Annotated in this window: 13 protein-coding genes; 9 read left to right on the top strand and 4 right to left on the bottom strand. The window is 73.0% G+C overall.

What is annotated here, in order from left to right; genetic code table 11:
* Positions 1–205: 205 nt before the first annotated feature.
* The 3 genes from OHA65_RS20125 (at position 206) to OHA65_RS20115 (ending at position 1509) form a co-directional block, all read left to right on the top strand.
* Positions 206–796, top strand: coding sequence for a class F sortase (locus tag OHA65_RS20125; RefSeq protein ID WP_327284480.1), 591 nt, complete (start codon positions 206–208; stop codon positions 794–796).
* A 109-nt stretch (positions 797–905) separates the two neighbouring features.
* Positions 906–1280 carry a hypothetical protein gene (locus tag OHA65_RS20120; protein ID WP_327284479.1) on the top strand — a complete coding sequence of 125 codons (375 nt, stop codon included), beginning with the start codon at positions 906–908 and terminating at the stop codon, positions 1278–1280.
* Positions 1281–1338: 58 nt separating this feature from the next.
* On the top strand, positions 1339–1509 hold the full coding sequence (locus OHA65_RS20115; RefSeq protein WP_327284478.1) for a hypothetical protein: 171 nt from the start codon (positions 1339–1341) through the stop codon (positions 1507–1509).
* A 60-nt stretch (positions 1510–1569) separates the two neighbouring features.
* On the opposite strand, the gene OHA65_RS20110 is transcribed toward OHA65_RS20115, so the two are convergent.
* Together OHA65_RS20110 and OHA65_RS20105 are read right to left on the bottom strand one after the other, a co-directional pair.
* Entirely contained in the window at positions 1570–1977 is a 408-nt protein-coding gene (locus OHA65_RS20110) for a hypothetical protein (protein WP_327284477.1), read from the bottom strand.
* A gap of 147 nt (positions 1978–2124) precedes the next feature.
* Positions 2125–2601, bottom strand: coding sequence for an Rrf2 family transcriptional regulator (locus tag OHA65_RS20105; RefSeq protein ID WP_327285726.1), 477 nt, complete (start codon positions 2599–2601; stop codon positions 2125–2127).
* A 176-nt stretch (positions 2602–2777) separates the two neighbouring features.
* On the opposite strand from OHA65_RS20105, the gene OHA65_RS20100 reads away from it, so the two are divergent.
* The 4 genes from OHA65_RS20100 (at position 2778) to OHA65_RS20085 (ending at position 7908) form a co-directional block, all read left to right on the top strand.
* Positions 2778–3605, top strand: a complete 828-nt coding sequence (locus OHA65_RS20100; RefSeq protein WP_327284476.1) for a hypothetical protein — start codon at positions 2778–2780, stop codon at positions 3603–3605.
* A 120-nt stretch (positions 3606–3725) separates the two neighbouring features.
* On the top strand, positions 3726–5723 hold the full coding sequence (locus OHA65_RS20095; protein ID WP_327284475.1) for an FUSC family protein: 1998 nt from the start codon (positions 3726–3728) through the stop codon (positions 5721–5723).
* 128 nt (positions 5724–5851) lie between these two features.
* Positions 5852–6580: a hypothetical protein gene (locus tag OHA65_RS20090; RefSeq protein WP_327284474.1), complete on the top strand. Its 729-nt coding sequence runs from the start codon at positions 5852–5854 to the stop codon at positions 6578–6580.
* Between the two features lie 20 nt (positions 6581–6600).
* Complete coding sequence (locus OHA65_RS20085) at positions 6601–7908, top strand: ATP-binding protein (RefSeq protein WP_327284473.1); 1308 nt, start codon at positions 6601–6603, stop codon at positions 7906–7908.
* Positions 7909–7948: 40 nt separating this feature from the next.
* Here OHA65_RS20085 and OHA65_RS20080 read toward each other — a convergent pair whose 3' ends face one another.
* Positions 7949–10051 carry a PhoX family phosphatase gene (locus OHA65_RS20080; protein ID WP_327284472.1) on the bottom strand — a complete coding sequence of 701 codons (2103 nt, stop codon included), beginning with the start codon at positions 10049–10051 and terminating at the stop codon, positions 7949–7951.
* Between the two features lie 353 nt (positions 10052–10404).
* On the opposite strand from OHA65_RS20080, the gene OHA65_RS20075 reads away from it, so the two are divergent.
* The gene (locus tag OHA65_RS20075; protein WP_327284471.1) at positions 10405–12348 is read left to right on the top strand and encodes a VWA domain-containing protein; all 1944 of its coding nucleotides are present in this window, start codon (positions 10405–10407) and stop codon (positions 12346–12348) included.
* Between the two features lie 70 nt (positions 12349–12418).
* On the opposite strand, the gene aspS is transcribed toward OHA65_RS20075, so the two are convergent.
* Positions 12419–14236 (bottom strand): aspartate--tRNA ligase, encoded by a 1818-nt coding sequence (gene aspS / locus OHA65_RS20070; protein ID WP_327284470.1) that lies wholly within the window; start codon positions 14234–14236, stop codon positions 12419–12421.
* A gap of 138 nt (positions 14237–14374) precedes the next feature.
* Here aspS and OHA65_RS20065 point away from each other — a divergent pair, with 138 nt between their 5' ends.
* Complete coding sequence (locus tag OHA65_RS20065) at positions 14375–16639, top strand: SpoIIE family protein phosphatase (RefSeq protein WP_328763260.1); 2265 nt, start codon at positions 14375–14377, stop codon at positions 16637–16639.
* The last annotated feature ends 39 nt before the right edge of the window (positions 16640–16678 follow it).

Below are 16678 nucleotides of genomic sequence, written 5' to 3'. Positions count from 1 at the left end.
GTTCGGCTGCACCTCGGGCAATCCCCCCAACACGGCCGGTCCACCCGCCGCCAGCTGCGAAGACGTCCTCGGCAGGGTAGCGACACGCCTGTGACGTGGCATCAGCATCCGGCGTTGTAAGCGTTACTGACGGGCAGAGAGGGGTTCCACTGCTCTCAGTACACCCGGCCGCCGGAGCCGGGGGGATCGGACCAGGAGGGATTCCATGCCCCGCGCCAAGTGGGTGGTCGGCGTGACGACAGTGGCTCTGCTGGGCAGCGGCATAGTGATGCTGCGCAGTACGGAGGGCGGACGGCCCACTGCTGCCACCGCCGCCGACGCGCTGCCCTCCCGGGCGCTGGGCCTGTCCGGCCACCGCCGGCTCGTCGAGCAGCTGGAGCACGCCGGACATCACGCTCCCGGCAAGGGCTCCCGGCCCGCGCGGGGTGCCGCCGTCACACCCCTGCGGGCCGTACCGCCGCTGCGGCTGCACATCCCCAGCCTGGGAGTGGACCTGCCGCTGGACGGGGACGAGGCCACCTGGGACCGCGACAGTCCGGCCCCGGGCTCGGCCGGCACCGCCGTGGTCACCGCCGCCGACCTGCCCCTCGCCGAACTGCGACGGGGACTGACCATCGAGATCGCGCGCACCGACCGACGTACCGCCGTGTTCACCGTCGACCGGGTCTCGCCCGCGGGCAGCGGCCGCGGGCAGCAGCGGGCCGGGCGCGCCCAACTGCGTCTGGTCAGCGGCGAGACCATCGTCCTGGCCCGGTTGACCGGGCAGCACCGCACGGGCCGGCACCACACCGGCTGAGCCCGCCGGCCAGCCCGCCGTCAGCCGAGGGGGGTGTCTTCGTCCCCCGGTCGGGGGCTTCTGCGGGTCGGTCGGGGAGTTGGCCTGCGTGTCGGGGCAGACCCCTCGCATGAGCGGGACGCGGCACGCACGTACGGCACTGGCCAGGGCCCTTTCGGCCGCCTGTGTCGTGCTGCTGTGCCTGTTCGCGGCCGGTGGCGTCACAACGGCCGCTGCGGCCACCGCCGCGGCCGAGCGCACCGGCTCCGGCGCGCCGAGCGAGCCCGGCATCCCCGTCGAGGGGGAGTCCGATCCGGCCGCGGACCCCGAAGTGCGCGCCGCGGTCCGGGTGGTCACGCGCGGGCTGCCGGGTGTACGACAGCTGCCCCGGCCGGTGTTTCACGTGAAACACGCCAGTCGGGCGGCATCCACCGAGACGTACGGGACGGAAGGGCGGCCGACGCCGACCACATGGACGGCGCGGAGCGTGGTCCTGCGCTGCTGAGCGTGCCGAGCAGCAGCGCGTACCCCCATACACCCCCCGAACACCGTGAGGTTCCGGCATGCCCATCGACCCGTACGCCGCCCTGAACGCCATGCTCCGCGCCGAGGTCACCCGCTACGCCCCGACGGCCACGAAGCCGCCGAGCCGTAGGACCGATGCCGAGGACGCTCCCGCCGCGGCCGCGGCGACCGCCCCGGCCGCCGGCTCCGAGACCCCGTCCGAGGGCTGAGCCACCGGATACGCGCGGGCGCCGGTCCCGTGCGGGACCGGCGCCTGCCTCGCTTCCGGATCAGGGCTCGCGCGTGTGGTAGCGGTAGAACGCCGCCAGCCCGATGCCGATGCCCGTGATGAAGCCGACCCAGCACGAGCGGAGGATCGAGTGGTCGGCCATGCTGTACAGGTAGCCCACCGCGATCCCGCCGAACGCGCCGTACGCCGCGGCGTGCAACTCCTGCATCAGCCGCGGACCGAGGCGGGCAAGGGTGAACATGATGCCGGCGAAGACGACCCCGCACAGGATCCCGTAGAAGACGTTGCCCGTGTCGACCCCGCCCGTGTCGCGCCTCATGTAGGCCGCCCAGACTCCGTAGACCAGTCCGAGGAGCAGTGCCCGCGCCAGCTGGCCCTTGATCGCGTCGTCCGTGCCGGTCGCCTGCCAGTGCCGCCGCATCGGGGCGGTGGGTGCCGCATGTGCCATGACAGGGCTCCTCTCTCCCATCATCCAGGGCACACCCGCCGCCCCGGACCGGCAAGTGGATCAGCGCCCCAGCGGTTGCAAGGCCCCCAGCTCCTGCTGGTCGGTGGGCCGGTTGTCGGTTGCGGGTCGGTGGTCGGTTGCGGGCCGTCAGTCGCCCGGGACGGCCGGTCGTGCGGTGGGACGGCCACCGCCCGGCGGCCCGCCCGCGGTCCCCGCGAGCCAGGCGCGCAGCCGTGCCGGGGCCTGGGGCGCCTGCTGTTCGGCCCGGCGCCGGATCCCGTCGAGGTCCTCCGCTGCCAGGGCCCGGCGCCAGGCGAGTTCGGCCCGGCTCATGGCGTGCGCGATCGCGCAGGCCGGGCCGTCGTCCGCGGCCGGGGCGCCGCCCGGACCCTGCTGCCGGATCTCCGCGCACCGGAAGGCCTCCTCGGGGCCTTCGACGGCGGCGACCACGTCCATGAGGGTGATCTCGGCGAGCGGTCGGGCCAGCGCTTGGAGCTGTTTGTTGAGGTAGGCCGCCGGGAGGTCGTGCCAGGCGGCCAGCCGTGCTGCCGGGACGGCCCGCCCGGGACCGGCCCAGGCCAGATTGACGCAGCTGTGCAGCGCCCACTCGACGCCCTCGCTCATCCTCATAACCTGGACGCTAGAAATCCAGGATTCCTTCCGCAAGGGCGCCACGCGCGCACCGCGTCCCGGCTCCCCCTCCCGGGCGCGCGCCGCCGGCCGTCGGCCCGCCATCCGGCCGCCACCCACCCGCAGCAGCACCGCTCGCGCCCGGCACCGGCGCGGTTTCCCCTGGTGACGTGCGCACCTTCCTCTCGGCGGTACTCATCGTCCTCGTGACCGTGCTCGTGCCCGCGAGCGCCGTCGCGTACTGGGCGGACCGCGAGCTCGGCGACGCCGACCGGTACACCGCGGCCATGTCCCCCCTGGCCGACGACCCGGCCGTCCAGGGCGTCGTCGTCAGCCAGGCGGGCCGCGCCCTCGCCGGGCAGATCGACGCCGGCCCGTTCCAGAGCGGGATCGACGCCCTCCTCGGCGAAGCCCTGCGCTCCTTCGCCGGCACGCCGGCCTACCGCACCGCCTGGGACGCGGCCAACCGCGCCGCGCACGCCGCGTTCCTCAAGGCGCTCACCACCGGCGACGGCGACGCCGTCACCATCGACCTCGCACCCGCGATCGAGCAGGTCAAGGGGGAGCTCGTCGCCGACGGGGTGCCGTTCGCCGACCGCATCCCGGTGACGCACGTATCGGTGAAGGTCATGGAGTACGACGACCTGGGCGCGCTCCGGAAGGGTTTCCGCATGCTCCAAGTCGCCGGCATCTGGCTTCCCGTGCTGACCTTGGTGCTCGCCGCTGCGGCGATCGCGGTCGCCGTGCACCGGCGCCGCGCCGTGATCGCCACCGGGCTGGGGGTCGCCGTCGGCGCCGTACTGCTGTGGATCGCGTTGGCCGTCTGCCGCCGGCTCACCCTGGACGACCTGCCGGCCGACATCGACCGGGCGGCAGCGGCCGCGGTGTACGACGCCCTCACCGCGTTCCTGCGCACGACCGCCTGGGTGGTGCTGGCGATCGGGCTCGCCGCCGCACTGGGCGCCTGGCTGACGGGCCGACTACGTCGCACCCCATAAGCTCGGAACGTACCCACGCGCGCAGAACGCCCCAGAAGAACCCGAGAAGAACCCAAGAAGAACGCAAGACCCCGGAACAGCGCAGAAGAACCGATTCACGAGCGGCCGCACGGAAGCTGAATGAGCACCGAACGCACCGAACAGATACCCTCCGGGCGCCCCCGGCACCACCCGCTGGCTCCGCCCGCCTGGCTGCTCAAGGGACTGCGGCCGAGTGCCGCCCCGATTCCCTGGGCCGCCGCCGCGCGGGCCGGCGTCGCGATGGCCACCCCGCTCGCCGTCGGCTTCGCCCTGAACGAGCCCGAGTACGGGGCCCTCGTCTCGATGGGCGCCCTGTCCGGGGTCATCGGCGACACCGCCGACGCCTACCGGATGCGGATCCTGAACATCGCCGTGCCCCAGCTCTTCGGCGCGATCGGTGTCGCCCTGGGCACCTTGGTCTTCGGCCACGGCTGGGTGGCCGTCGGTGCCCTCACCCTGATCGCCCTCGTCTCCGGGATGATCTCCTCGATCGGCACGGTCGCGTCCGTGTCGGGACTGCTGCTGCTCCTCAACGCCGTGGTCGGCGCCGGGCTGCCGCTCCCCCGGCCCTGGTGGACGGCCCCCCTGCTGCTCAGTGCGGGCGGGCTGTTCGTCCTCCTGCTGACGCTGCTGGGCTGGCCGCTGCGCGGCCGGCAGCCGGAGCGCGCCGCCGTGGCGGACACCTACCGGGCCCTCGCCGACGCCCTGGAAGCCGCCGGCGGACCGGACTACGACGAACGCCGCCGACAGGTCACGCACGCCCTGAACCAGGCCTACGACCTGGTTCTGGGCCGCCGCGCCCGGGTGCACGGCCGCAGTCCCGCGCTCGTACGGATGCTGGCCCAGCTGAACGTGGTGATCCCGCTGGTCGAGGCCGCACCCGCCATGCACCTGCGCGGCAGACCGCTGCCGCCCGAAATCCCGGCGGCCGTACGGGACCTGGCACGGGCCGTAGAACAAGGCCGCACCGGGAAGCCCGTACTGGACCTCCCCGCGCCGCACACCCCCGCCGAACGGGCCCTCGACGCGGCCCTGCGGCACGCCGCGGCCATCGTGCACCTGCCCGATCCCGACCTGCACAACGTCGACGACCGGCTCGGCCGGCCCGCCGCGCTGACCGTCCGGGCCCGGCGGGCCGTGCGCGACATGATGCTGTCCGGCACATCCTGGAGGTACGGGCTGCGCCTCGCCCTGTGCATCGGGCTCGCCCAGTGCCTGGTCTCGCTGGTGCCGGTCGAGCGGTCCTACTGGGTCGCGCTGACCGTCACCTTCGTCCTCAAGCCCGACTTCGGCTCGGTGTTCTCCCGGGCCGTGCTGCGCGCCCTGGGCACGGCGGCCGGGCTGGTCATCGCCGCCGCCGTGCTCTCCGAAGTACCGCGCGGCTGGTGGGACGTTCCGGTGATGGTGGTGCTGGCCGCGCTGATCCCCGCCTTCTCCGCCAAGGGGTACGCCTTCCAGACCGCCGCGATCACCCCGGTGATCCTGCTGCTCTCGGACCTCCTCAACCACCAGGGCTTCGACCTGATCCGGCCCCGGCTACTGGACAGCCTGATCGGCTGCGCCATCACCCTGGTCTTCGGCTACCTGCTGTGGCCCGAGAGCTGGCACACCCGGATCGGCGACCGGCTCGCCGACACCATCGACGATGCGGCCCGGTACGTGGAACGGGCCTTCGGCGGCCACCCGGACACGGAAGCCGCGCAGCGGGCGGCGCGCACCGCCCGGCTCCAGGCCCGGCGACGGATCTACCGGGACATGTCGGGGGTGCGCAACGAGTTCCAGCGGGCGTTGACCGAGCCGCCGCCGACGGGGGCGCGGGCCGCCGCCTGGTGGCCGCTGGTCGTCGCCGTCGAACGGATCGTGGACGCGACCACCGCCGCCCGGGTCCGGGTCAACCACGGCGCCGAGGCGCCCCGCGCCGAGGAGGTGGAGACCGTCATCACCGATCTGCGGGCCCTCGCAGAAGGGGTGCGCAACGCCCGGACGCCCTCCCAGCTGCGCCCCGCGGCCCCGCCGCCCGGCGACGCGGACTCCGTGCTGGCCCCGGTGCGCCAAGAGCTCGCCGCAGCGCGCGCGATCGCCTCGCCCGGCCACTGACGCGCGCCCGCCCCCGGGCCCGCCGCGGGGCCCGCCCCCGGAGGTGGGGCTCCGGGGGGGGCGGGAGCGCATCGCCCGAATGGCCCCGGAGCCGGGCCCGCGCGGCCCGGGCGGGAGAGCATCGGTGCATGAGGCCCCTCTCCCCGCGCGGCCGCAGGGCGGCCGCGGCCCCGGTCCTGGCCGCCGTCCTCGCGGCGGCGGCCGGGTGTGCCGACGTGGAGGGGCTGCGCAACGACGGCGACCTGGGCACGGTGCACGCCCCGCAGTCCCTGTGGGCGGGCATCCACCCGGATCCGCCCGGCCCGGGCCAGCAGCCCGGTACGGCCGCCGTGGTCCCGGGGCTGCCCAAGGTCGCCGGCTCCAGCATGCGCGGCGTGAACGCGGTGGAGGTCGTACGGGCCGACATCAAGGCCGCCGCCGCCCAGGACGGCGGCACCGGGCGCCTCGTCGACCCGCGGGCGGTGCAGCGCCTCGCGCCGTGCACACGGGCTGTGGACGGCGGTCCGGACTGCCCGGTGCGGCCCGCGGCCTTGCACGACGTGACGGGCGACGGCCGCGAGGAGCTGATCACCGCTCTGGACATCGACGGCAGGCTCAGCGAACTGCGCGTCTACACCGTCCGCGACGACGGGTCGATCACCCGGATCCTGTCCCGGCGCGGGGTGCTGGAGGGCGTGGAGGTGGCCGCCGAGCACCTGGCGGTCCGCGAGCCGACCTCGAACCCGGAGAAGGTCTCCGTCTCCGACTACGTGTGGGACCCCGGGGCCGGCATCATGAGCCTGTCCCAGCTCACCCTCGACGACTGCGCCGGTCCGAAGAACAGCTCCGCCCCGTGCTCCGCCGCGAGCCGGGGCTGAGAGGGCCGGGCGTCGTGCGGGTGACGAGCAGTCTGCGCTGGAAGATCGCCCTGACCACCACGGCCGTGTGCTGCGCCGTCGCGGCCGTGCTCGGCATCCTGGTGCACAACGTGGTCGCCCGGCAGATCGTCGGAGAGGTCCGCAAGGACGCGGACCGGGACCTGGACCAGGCCCTCGCCCAGTACCAGTACGGCACGTCCTACGGCGAAATGAACGTGGCGATCGACCCGCCGCAGCTCCCCGGGCCGCTGCGCGCCCTCATCGCCCGCGGACGCACCGGCAGCATGGTCGGCGCGCACGACGGCAAACCCGTCATGTGGGCCGCCGGACCCGCGGACGACCGGGCACTCGCCGTCTGGCTCCCGTACGAGAGCACCCGCCACCGGCTGCGGGACGTCGACACCGCGATCCTCGCCTCCTGCGCCCTCGCCGCGGGAGTCGTGGCACTGGCCGGCCTGTTCCTCGCCAACCGGATCAGCCGACGGCTGACCACCACGGCCGCAGTGGCGCGTCGCATCAGCGCCGGAGACCTGGACGCCCGCGTGGAATTCCCCTCCGAACAACAGGACCGCGACGGCCAGGACGGCCCGGCCGACGGCAGAGGCCGGCGCCGGCCCCGCTACCACGACGAGGTACGCGACGTCGCGCAGGCACTGAACTCGATGGCCCGTTCCCTCCAGGAGCGGATCGAGGCGGAGAAGCGCTTCACCGCGGACGTCGCGCACGAGCTGCGCACCCCGCTCACCGGCTCGCTGGCCGCGGCCGCCCTGCTGCCGGAGGGCCGCCCGAAGGAGATGATCAACGACCGGCTCAAGGCCCTGCACCTGCTCACCGAGGACCTGCTGGAGATCTCCCGGCTCGACTCGGGCGTGGAGCAGGCCGACCTGGCCCGGGTGGAGCTCGGCCGGGCAGTGCAGCGGGCCGTCGCGGCCACCCGCCTGGAGACCTCGGTACGGGTGATCCGGGACGCGGTGGTGCTGACCGACCGCCGACGGCTGGACCGCATCCTGGCCAACCTGCTGGTCAACGCCGACAAACACGGGGAACCGCCGGTCGAGGTGACCGTGGAGGGACCGGTGGTGATCGTGCGCGACCACGGGCCCGGCTACCCGCCCGAGCTGATCGAACAGGGCCCGCAGCGGTTCCGCACCGGGGACCCGGGCCGCGGCCGGGGCCACGGGCTGGGACTGACCATCGTGGTCGGCCAGGCCACGGTCCTGGAGATCGCCCTGAGCTTCGCCAACGCCCCCGGCGGCGGGGCGGTGACCACCCTCAGGCTCCCCGTCGGACGGCTGGCGGACGGTGTTCCACGAGAAGGTTTCACGTGAAACACCGTCCGCCTGACCGGCTTTGGGGCCACGGGTGCGATCAGACGCCGATGTTCTTGCCGTCCTTGCGCCACACGGACACGACCGCCGGACGGACGATCTTGCCGGGGCCGTCGGGCCACACCGACTGCGGCTTCTCGACGGACGCGCCGTCGATCTCGCCCGGGTGCTGAACGGCGACCAGGACGCGCTTGTCCTGGACCAGCGGGCCACAGGTCTCGGCACCACGCGGAACGGTCAGGAACTGCTTCAGCTCACCGCGGCGCTCACCGGCGGTGGCGACGCCGAACAGACCGTCGTGGGAACCGAGCTGGTTGCCGTCCGTGGAGATCCACAGGTTGCCGTGCGGGTCGAAGGTCACGTTGTCCGGGCAGGAGATCGGGCTGACCTTGTCCTTCGGAAAGCCCGCGAAGAAGGTGGACGGGTCCTTCGGGTCACCGGCGACCAGGAACAGGCGCCAGGCGAAGCCGTCACCGGCCGGGTCGTCGAAGTTCTCGGCGAGCTCCAGGATCTGGCCGTGCTTGTTCAGGTTGCGCGGGTTCGCCTCGTCCGCACCGGCCTTGCCGGCCTTGCCGCGGTCGGTGTTGTTGGTGAGGACGACGTACACGCGGCCGGTGCGCGGCGAGGGCTCGATGTCCTCGGGGCGGTCCATCTTGGTCGCGCCCACCTTGTCACCGGCCTCGCGCGTGAAGACGGCCACCTCTTCGGCGGTCATGCCCGGGACGTGCGAGACGTTGCCGGAGGGGGAGGAGGTGAGCAGCTTGATCCACACGCCGGAGCCGTCGAACTGGCCGTCGGAGGGGAGCTTGCCGGAGCCGTCCACCTCGGCGGCCGGGGAGTCACCGGTCAGCTTGGCGACGTACAGGGTGCCCTCGTCGAGCAGCGTGAGGTTGTGCTCCTTCGCCGCGCGCGAGGTGCCCTTCTTCATCTGCTTCGACGAGACGAACTTGTAGAAGTAGTCGAAGCGCTCGTCGTCGCCCATGTAGACGACCGGGCGGCCGTCCTCGGTCAGACGGGGCTGGGCGCCCTCGTGCTTGAAGCGGCCCAGAGCGGTGCGCTTGCGCGGGGTGGAGGCCGGGTCGTACGGGTCGAGCTCGACGACCCAGCCGAAGCGGTGCGACTCGTTCGGCTCCTGGAGCACGTCGAAGCGCTTGTCGAAGCGCTCCCACTTGCGCTCGGTGGCGCCGGCCGTGACGCCGTAGCGCTTGAGGCGGGCGGCCTCGACGGGCTCGGTGACCTGGCCGGCGTTGGCGAAGTACTGGTTGAAGTTCTCCTCGCCGTGGAGCGTGGTGCCCCACGGGGTGGTGCCGCCGGAGCAGTTGTTGAGCGTGCCGAGGACCTTGGTGCCGGTCGCGTCGGCGGAGGTCTTCACCAGGGCGCTGCCCGCGGCCGGGCCGGTGAGCTTGAACTCGCTGGTCGCGGTGAGGCGGCGGTTGAGCTGGTGGCGGTTGACCGCGGTCAGCTTGCCGCTGCGGTGGTCCTCCTGGACGACGACGACGCCGAGGCCGTGCGCGGCCCAGGCGACCTCGACCTGCTCGCGGGTCGGGTTCGCCGGGTCGTAGCCCTTGAACATCAGGTTCTCGTCGGTGTACTCGTGGTTCGCCACGAGGAGCTGCTGGCGCTCGTAGTCGCTGCCGAGCGGGAGCAGGGACAGGAAGTCGTTGTTGTAGCCGAACTGGCCGGCCTGCGCGGCGGCGGTCTGCTTGTCGGCGTTGAACGCCGGAGCGCCCTTGACGATGGGATCGCCCCAGCGGATGACCACGTTCTGCTCGTAGCCCTCGGGGACGGTGACCCGGTCGTCGGTGTTCGGCAGGACGGCCTTGAAGCGCAGACCGCGGGCACCCGCGGCGTTGACGGCGTCCGCGGCCGCCCCCTGGGCGTCGGCCGCGGGTGCGGCGGTGGCCGAGGAGCCGTTCCCGCCGAGGGTGACGGCGGTACCGGCGGCGGAGGCGACCGTGACGACGGCGGCGGAGCGCAGCATCGAGCGGCGGGAGTAGGCGCGGGCGATGACATCACCGACGTACTCGTTGTCGCTCGTGTTCGGAACCTCGTGGAAGCAGGCGTCACCACAGCGGTAGCGGCAGGTGAGGGCGGAGCGGCCGCCCCCATGCGAGTTGCCTATGAGCGGCAGAAGCTTGCGCACGAATGTCCTCCGTAGATGCATGGGCGCCGACGTCATGTCGGTCGAATCCAGCCGCGACGGTAGGTGCGGCTTCCGCCAATGCGGCGGCGGCGGAATGAACGCTCGGTGAACCGGGCACGGCGGTGCGGGAGTTCGGCAAGATGGGGTGTGTGCTGGGCGGGCCGGGCGCCACGAAGGGCGCCCCTGCCGAAGTTCCAGCCAGGCGGCCGATAACCTTACGTGTCCACTCTGGGCAGGGATCAACCGCGCAGCACGGACAAATGACGCACGCACTCATGCGAAAGGCCTGGCCCATGGGTATTCGGAGCTTGTTGCGCAAGGTGTTCGGACGGTCTGCCGAGCCGGTTCCGGAGATGACGGATGCCACTTCGGCCTCCGTCCCGAGCCAGGCGGAACGGACCCCCCTGGACGTGGCGGCCGAACTGGTCGCGGCGTCCTTCGACAACCCGACGGTTCCCCCGCAGTCCGCTCCTCGGGACCGCGAACCGGGGACCCTCCTCACCGCTCCGGCGCCGGACCCCACGGTCCCGGAAGCCCGCCGCCCCCTGCCGGGAACCCCCGTGCAGCCGGCGCCGGCGCCGGAGCCCGCGGCCCCGACCGCCGAAGCGGAACCCGAGGCCGAAGCCCTTGCGGCGACCGCCGTGGCGGAGCCGGTGATCGAGACCGAGACCGCCGTGGCGGAGCCCGAGGCCGAGGTCGTCACCGACGTCGTCGCGGCTGAGGCCGAGGCTCCCGCCACAGAACCCGAGGCCGTCACCGAGCCCGAGGCCGAAGTTGTCGCCGAGGTCATCGCGGCCGAGGCCGAAGCCCCCTCGGCGGAGCCAGTGATCGAGACCGAGACCGCCGTGGCGGAGCCCGAGGCTGCGGCCCCGACCGCCGAAGCGGAACCCGAGGCCGTTGCCCAGCCCGAGGCCGAAGCCCCCGCGGCGGAGCCCGTAGTCGAGGCCGAAACCGCCGAAGCGGAGCCCCAGGCCGTTGCCCAGCCCGAGGCCGCAGCTGTCGCCGAGGTCACCGAGCCCGACGCTGTCGTCGAGCCCGAGACCCCCGTGGCGGAGCCCGAGGCCGAGGTCGTCACCGACGTCGTCGCGGCTGAGGCCGAGGCTCCCGCCACAGAGCCCGAGGCCGAAGTTGTCGCCGAAGTCATCGCGGCCGAGGCCGAAGCCCCCTCGGCGGAGCCGGTGATCGAGACCGAGACCGCCGTGGCGGAGCCCGAGGCTGCGGCCCCGACCGCCGAAGCGGAACCCGAGGCCGTTGCCCAGCCCGAGGCCGAAGCCCCCGCGGCCGAGCCCGAGGTCGAGGCCGAAACCGCCGCGGCGGAGCACGAGTCCGCGGCCCCGACCGCCGAAGCGGAACCCGAGGCCGTTGACCAGCCCGAGGCCGCAGCTGTCGCCGAGGTCACCGAGCCCGACGCTGTCGTCGAGCCCGAGACCGAGACCCCCGTGGCGGAGCCCGAGGCCGAGGTCGTCGCCGACGTCGTCGCGGCTGAGGCCGAGGCTCCCGCCACAGAGCCCGAGGCCGTCACCGAGACCCCCGTGGCGGAGCCCGAAGCCGAGGTCGTCGCCGACGTCGTCGCGGCCGGAGCCGAGGCCCCTGCGGCGGAGCCCGAGGGCGTCATCGAGCCCGAGGGCGAGGCCGGTGCGCCGGCTTGGGCGTTGGGTGATGTGAAGCGGCGGGCGCCCGGGGTCGCGGGAGCCTACAAGGCCGCCGGGCAGGTGCTCCGGGGCAAGGGCAAGGCCGGTGCGCGAGCCAAGGTGTACCTGGTCCTGGACCGGTCCGGTTCGATGCGCCCGTTCTACAAGGACGGCAGCGCCCAGCACCTCGCGGACCACGCCCTCGCCCTCGCCGCGCACCTGGACGAGGGGGCGACCGTGCACACCGTGTTCTTCTCCACGGAGGTGGACGGCACCGCCGATCTGGCCCTCGACTCCCACGACGGCACCTGGGTCGAGGCCCGCCACGCCGAGCTCGGCCGCATGGGCCGCACCAGCTACCACGTGGCCGTGGAGGCCGTCGTCGAGCGGTACCAGAAGGACGGCGGCGAAGGCCCCGCCCTCGTGGTGTTCCAGACCGACGGCGCCCCCGACAGCGTCCGGCCCGCCAAGCAGGCCATTGCCGATGCCGCCGCCTCCGCCCCCGGCGTGCACTGGCAGTTCGTCGCGTTCGGCGACCACGACGCCAAGGCCTTCGACTTCCTGCGCAAGCTGGACGCCGAGAACGCCGGCTTCTTCCACGCCGGCCCCGCCCCGGCCGAGCTGACCTCCGCCGCGCTGGTCAAGGGCCTGCTCCAGAGCTTCTGAGCAGGCCGGTGTACGACGAAGGGCCCGGGATCCGATCGGATCCCGGGCCCTTCGTCGTGCCTGTGCCTGCTTAGCGGGCGGCGTCCGGGTGGACGGCCTCGGCGACCGGCTTGGCCTCCGCCGGCTTCGTCTCCACCGGCTTGCGCAGCGCGATGTTCAGCTCGCGCAGGCGGGACTCCTCCAGGACGGTGGGCGCGCCCATCATCAGGTCCTGCGCGTTGCCGTTCAGCGGGAAGGCGATGGTCTCGCGGATGTTCGGCTCGTCGGCGAGCAGCATCACGATGCGGTCGACGCCCGGGGCGATGCCGCCGTGCGGCGGGGCGCCGAGGCGGAAGGCGCGGAGCATGCCGGCGAACTCGCGCTCGACGGTCTCGGCCTCGTAACCGGCGATCTCGAAGGCCTTCAGCATGACCTCGGGCTCGTGGTTGCGGATGGCGCCGGAGGACAGCTCGATGCCGTTGCAGACGATGTCGTACTGCCAGGCCAGGATGTCCAGCGGGTCCTTCTCCTCCAGGTCCTTCATGCCACCCTGCGGCATGGAGAAGGGGTTGTGCGAGAAGTCGATCTTGCCGGTCTCCTCGTCCTTCTCGTACATCGGGAAGTCGACGATCCAGCAGAACCGGAAGACGTTCTCCTCGAACTGGCCGGCGCGCTTGGCGGCCTCGACCCGGACCGGGCCCATGATCTTGGAGACATCGTCGAACTCGCCCGCGCCGAAGAACACGGCATGGCCGGGGACCAGGCCCAGGCGCTCGGTGAGGACCTTGATGTTCTCCTCGGTGAGGAACTTGGCGATCGGGCCGGTCAGGCCGCCGTCCTCGCCGACGCGGACCCATGCCAGGCCCTTGGCGCCCAGCGAGATCGCGTACTCGCCGAGGCCGTCGAAGAACTTGCGCGGCTGCGCGGCGGTGTCCGGGACGGCCAGCGCACGGACGTGCTTGCCGGCGAACGCCTTGAACTCCGAGCCCTCGAAGACGTCGGTGATGTCGACGAGCTCCAGCTTGGCGCGCAGGTCGGGCTTGTCGTTGCCGTACTTCAGCATCGACTCGCGGAACGGGATCCGCGGGAACGGCGAGGTGACCTCGCGGCCGCCGCCGAACTCGGTGAAGAGCTCGGTCATCAGGCGCTCGATCGGCTGGAAGACGTCCTCCTGCTCGACGAACGACATCTCGACGTCGAGCTGGTAGAACTCGCCCGGCGAGCGGTCGGCGCGGGCGTCCTCGTCGCGGAAGCACGGCGCGATCTGGAAGTACCGGTCGAAGCCCGAGATCATCAGCAGCTGCTTGAACTGCTGCGGGGCCTGCGGCAGGGCGTAGAACTTGCCCGGGTTCAGGCGGGACGGGACGACGAAGTCACGGGCGCCCTCGGGGGAGGTCGCGGTGAGGATCGGGGTCGCCATCTCGTTGAAGCCGAGGGCCACCATCTTGTGGCGGATCGCCGCGATGACGGCGGAGCGCAGCATGATGTTGCGGTGCATGCGCTCGCGGCGCAGGTCGAGGAAGCGGTACTCCAGGCGCCGCTCCTCGTTCACACCGTCGTCGGTGTTGATCGTGAAGGGCAGCGGTGCGGACGCGCCGAGCACCTCGACCTCGGAGACCTCGATCTCGATCTCGCCGGTCGGCAGCTCGGGGTTCACGTTGTCCGCGCCACGGGAGACGACCTTGCCGTCGATGCGGACGACGGTCTCCTTGGTGACGCTGCTGAGCGCCTCGTTCGCGGCGGTGCCGGGGCGGGCGACGAGCTGCGTGATGCCGTAGTGGTCGCGCAGATCGATGAAGAGGATGCCGCCCAGGTCTCGACGGTTGTGCAGCCAGCCGCTCAGCCGGACGTCGGCGTTGACGTCAGAGGCGCGGAGCTCGCCGCAGGTGTGGGACCTGTACCGATGCATCAGTCATCCAGTTCTTCGCGATACCAGGGTGGATTCAACCCTCACAAGGTTACCGTCCGGGCCGGGGACCGCGCTGGCGTGCCCGGCAGCCCCCACGAACAGGCCGCCGGGGGGGGGATGACCTGTAAAGATGACCGGGTGCGCACCGAGGACGTCCTGGCCGCCATCGCGACGGGCCTGTGGCGATGGGACAACGCCTCCGGGACGGTCACTCTGGACAGCGAGGCCGCCCGGCTGCTCGGGCTGCCCGCGGAGCCCGCCGTCCTCCCGGAGGTCGTCGTACGGTCGCGGTTCCACCCGGTGGACTGGAACGAGATCAACGGGATCGTCAACCTCGCGGTGGCCGAGGACACCCTCGCCGAGGCCCGGCTGCGAATCATGGACGAGGACGGGCGGGTGCTGCGGACCGTGCGCAGCCGCTCCAAGCCCGTGGAGAACCGCTGCCCCGACGGCCGCGTCGACTACGAGCTGATCGGCACGATCCAGGAGATCGCCGAACCGCAGCCCGGTACGACCGCCGTGCACACCCCGATCACCGGCGACTGGCGGCGCTCCCGCGAGGCCTTCCTGCTGGACGCGGGGCGGGCGCTCGCCGAGGCCCGGTCCACGGCCGAGGTGCTGCGGGTGGCCGCCTCGCTCTCGATGCCCGGCTTCAGCCCCGACGGACTGGCGGTCTTCGGGGTGGCCGGGGACCGACTGTCGGTCATCGGGCACCGCGGGCACGGACCCGGGGACGAGGACCCGTTCACGGACATGCGGCTGGAGACGGACTACCCGGCCGCCGAGGTCGTACGCACCGGCCGGGCGATCTACCTGCCCTCCCCCGAGGACTACAAGCGGCGCTTCCCGGCGACCTGGCCGCTCGCCCAGCGCTTCGGCCGGGTCTCCTGGGCCTTCCTCCCCCTGATCGTCGCCGGGCGCACCATGGGCGCCTGGATGGCCGCGTTCAAGCATCCGGTGTCCTTCTCCCCGGACGAGCGCTCCGTCCTGACGACGGTGGCCCGGATGCTGGCCCAGGCCCTCCAGCGGGCCGGCGTGGCCGAATCCGAACGGGAACTCACCTCCGGCCTGCAGCGGTCGATGATGCCGACGGTGGGCCCCGACATCCCGGGCATGCAGATCGCCGCCCGGTACGTCCCGACCGGCGGCGGGCTGGAGGTCGGCGGCGACTGGTACGACATGATCCCGCTGCCGTCGGGACGGTTCGCCCTGGTCATCGGTGACGTTCAGGGGCACGACGTACGGGCCGCCGGGCTGATGGGCCAGCTGCGGATCGCGGTGCGCGCGTACGCCTCCGAGGGCCACCGGCCGGACGCGGTGCTCTCCCGCGCCTCCCGCTTCCTGGCCGGGCTGTGCTCTTCGAAGGGGGCCGAGTCCCACGAGGAGTTCGACTTCCTCAGCCCGCGCTTCGCGACCTGCCTGTACGTGGAGTGCGACCCGGAGACCGGCCTGCTGGAGGTGGCCCGGGCCGGCCACCCCGACCCGGTCATCCGGATGACGGACGGCACGGTGCTGATGCGCCCGACCGCCGGCGGCCTCCCGCTCGGGATCGTCCCGGACACCGACTACCCGACGACGCAGTTCACGCTGGAGCCGGGCGAAACGATGATGCTGTGCACCGACGGGCTCATCGAGACCGGCGGACACGACCTGGACACCGGCTGGGCGCGGCTGCGGGCGATCCTGGAGTCCGAGACGTACGAACCCGGCCACGGCTCCGACGACCTGGAGGAACTCGCCGACCTGCTGGTCCAGGCCGTGCACGGGCCCTCCTCGCACCACACCACCGGCCCGCTGGCCGACCGCCGCGAGGACGACATAGCCGTCGTCCTGCTGTGCCGGGAGGGCACGGACTGCGGCTGCGGCGCCCCGCCGGCGCGGCCCGCTCGACCGGCACGCCGCACCATGCTCACCGTGGCGCAGGCGGAGCCGGAACGGATCGCCGGCGCCCGCCGGCAGATCCGGGAGCTGCTGCACGACTGGGCGGACGCGGAGCAGGTGGACTCGGCGGTGCTCATGGTCTCCGAGATGGTCACGAACGTCCTCATGCACACGGACGGCGACGCGCTACTGGTCGCGGAGGCGGTCGGCGAGCTGGGGACGCGACGGCTGCGCATCGAGGTGGCGGACGCCAGCGACGAGCTGCCGCACAAGCGGCATCCGGGGGAGATGGCGTCGAGCGGGCGCGGCGTCCTGCTGATGGAGATGCTGGCGGACAGCTGGGGCGTGGACCCGCGCGGCGAGGGCAAGTCGATCTGGTTCGAGCTCCACGAGCAGTCGACGCCGGACTCCGGGCCCGCGGACCCCGCCCTGACGCTGGGCATGGAACTGGAACTGGAACTGGAACTCGGCCTGGAACCGGCGCCGGACTCCGGGGCGGAACCGGGCTCCGGCGTGGCCTGACCGGCGCGGCCGCTCGGGGGCGCGCGGACGCCCGCGTGG

Origin of the sequence: Streptomyces sp. NBC_00045, from assembly GCF_045041095.1 — a bacterium.
Classification (GTDB): domain Bacteria; phylum Actinomycetota; class Actinomycetes; order Streptomycetales; family Streptomycetaceae; genus Streptomyces.
The sequence above is the reverse complement of the archived record's forward strand: the minus strand, read 5'-3'. Positions and strand labels throughout refer to the sequence as shown.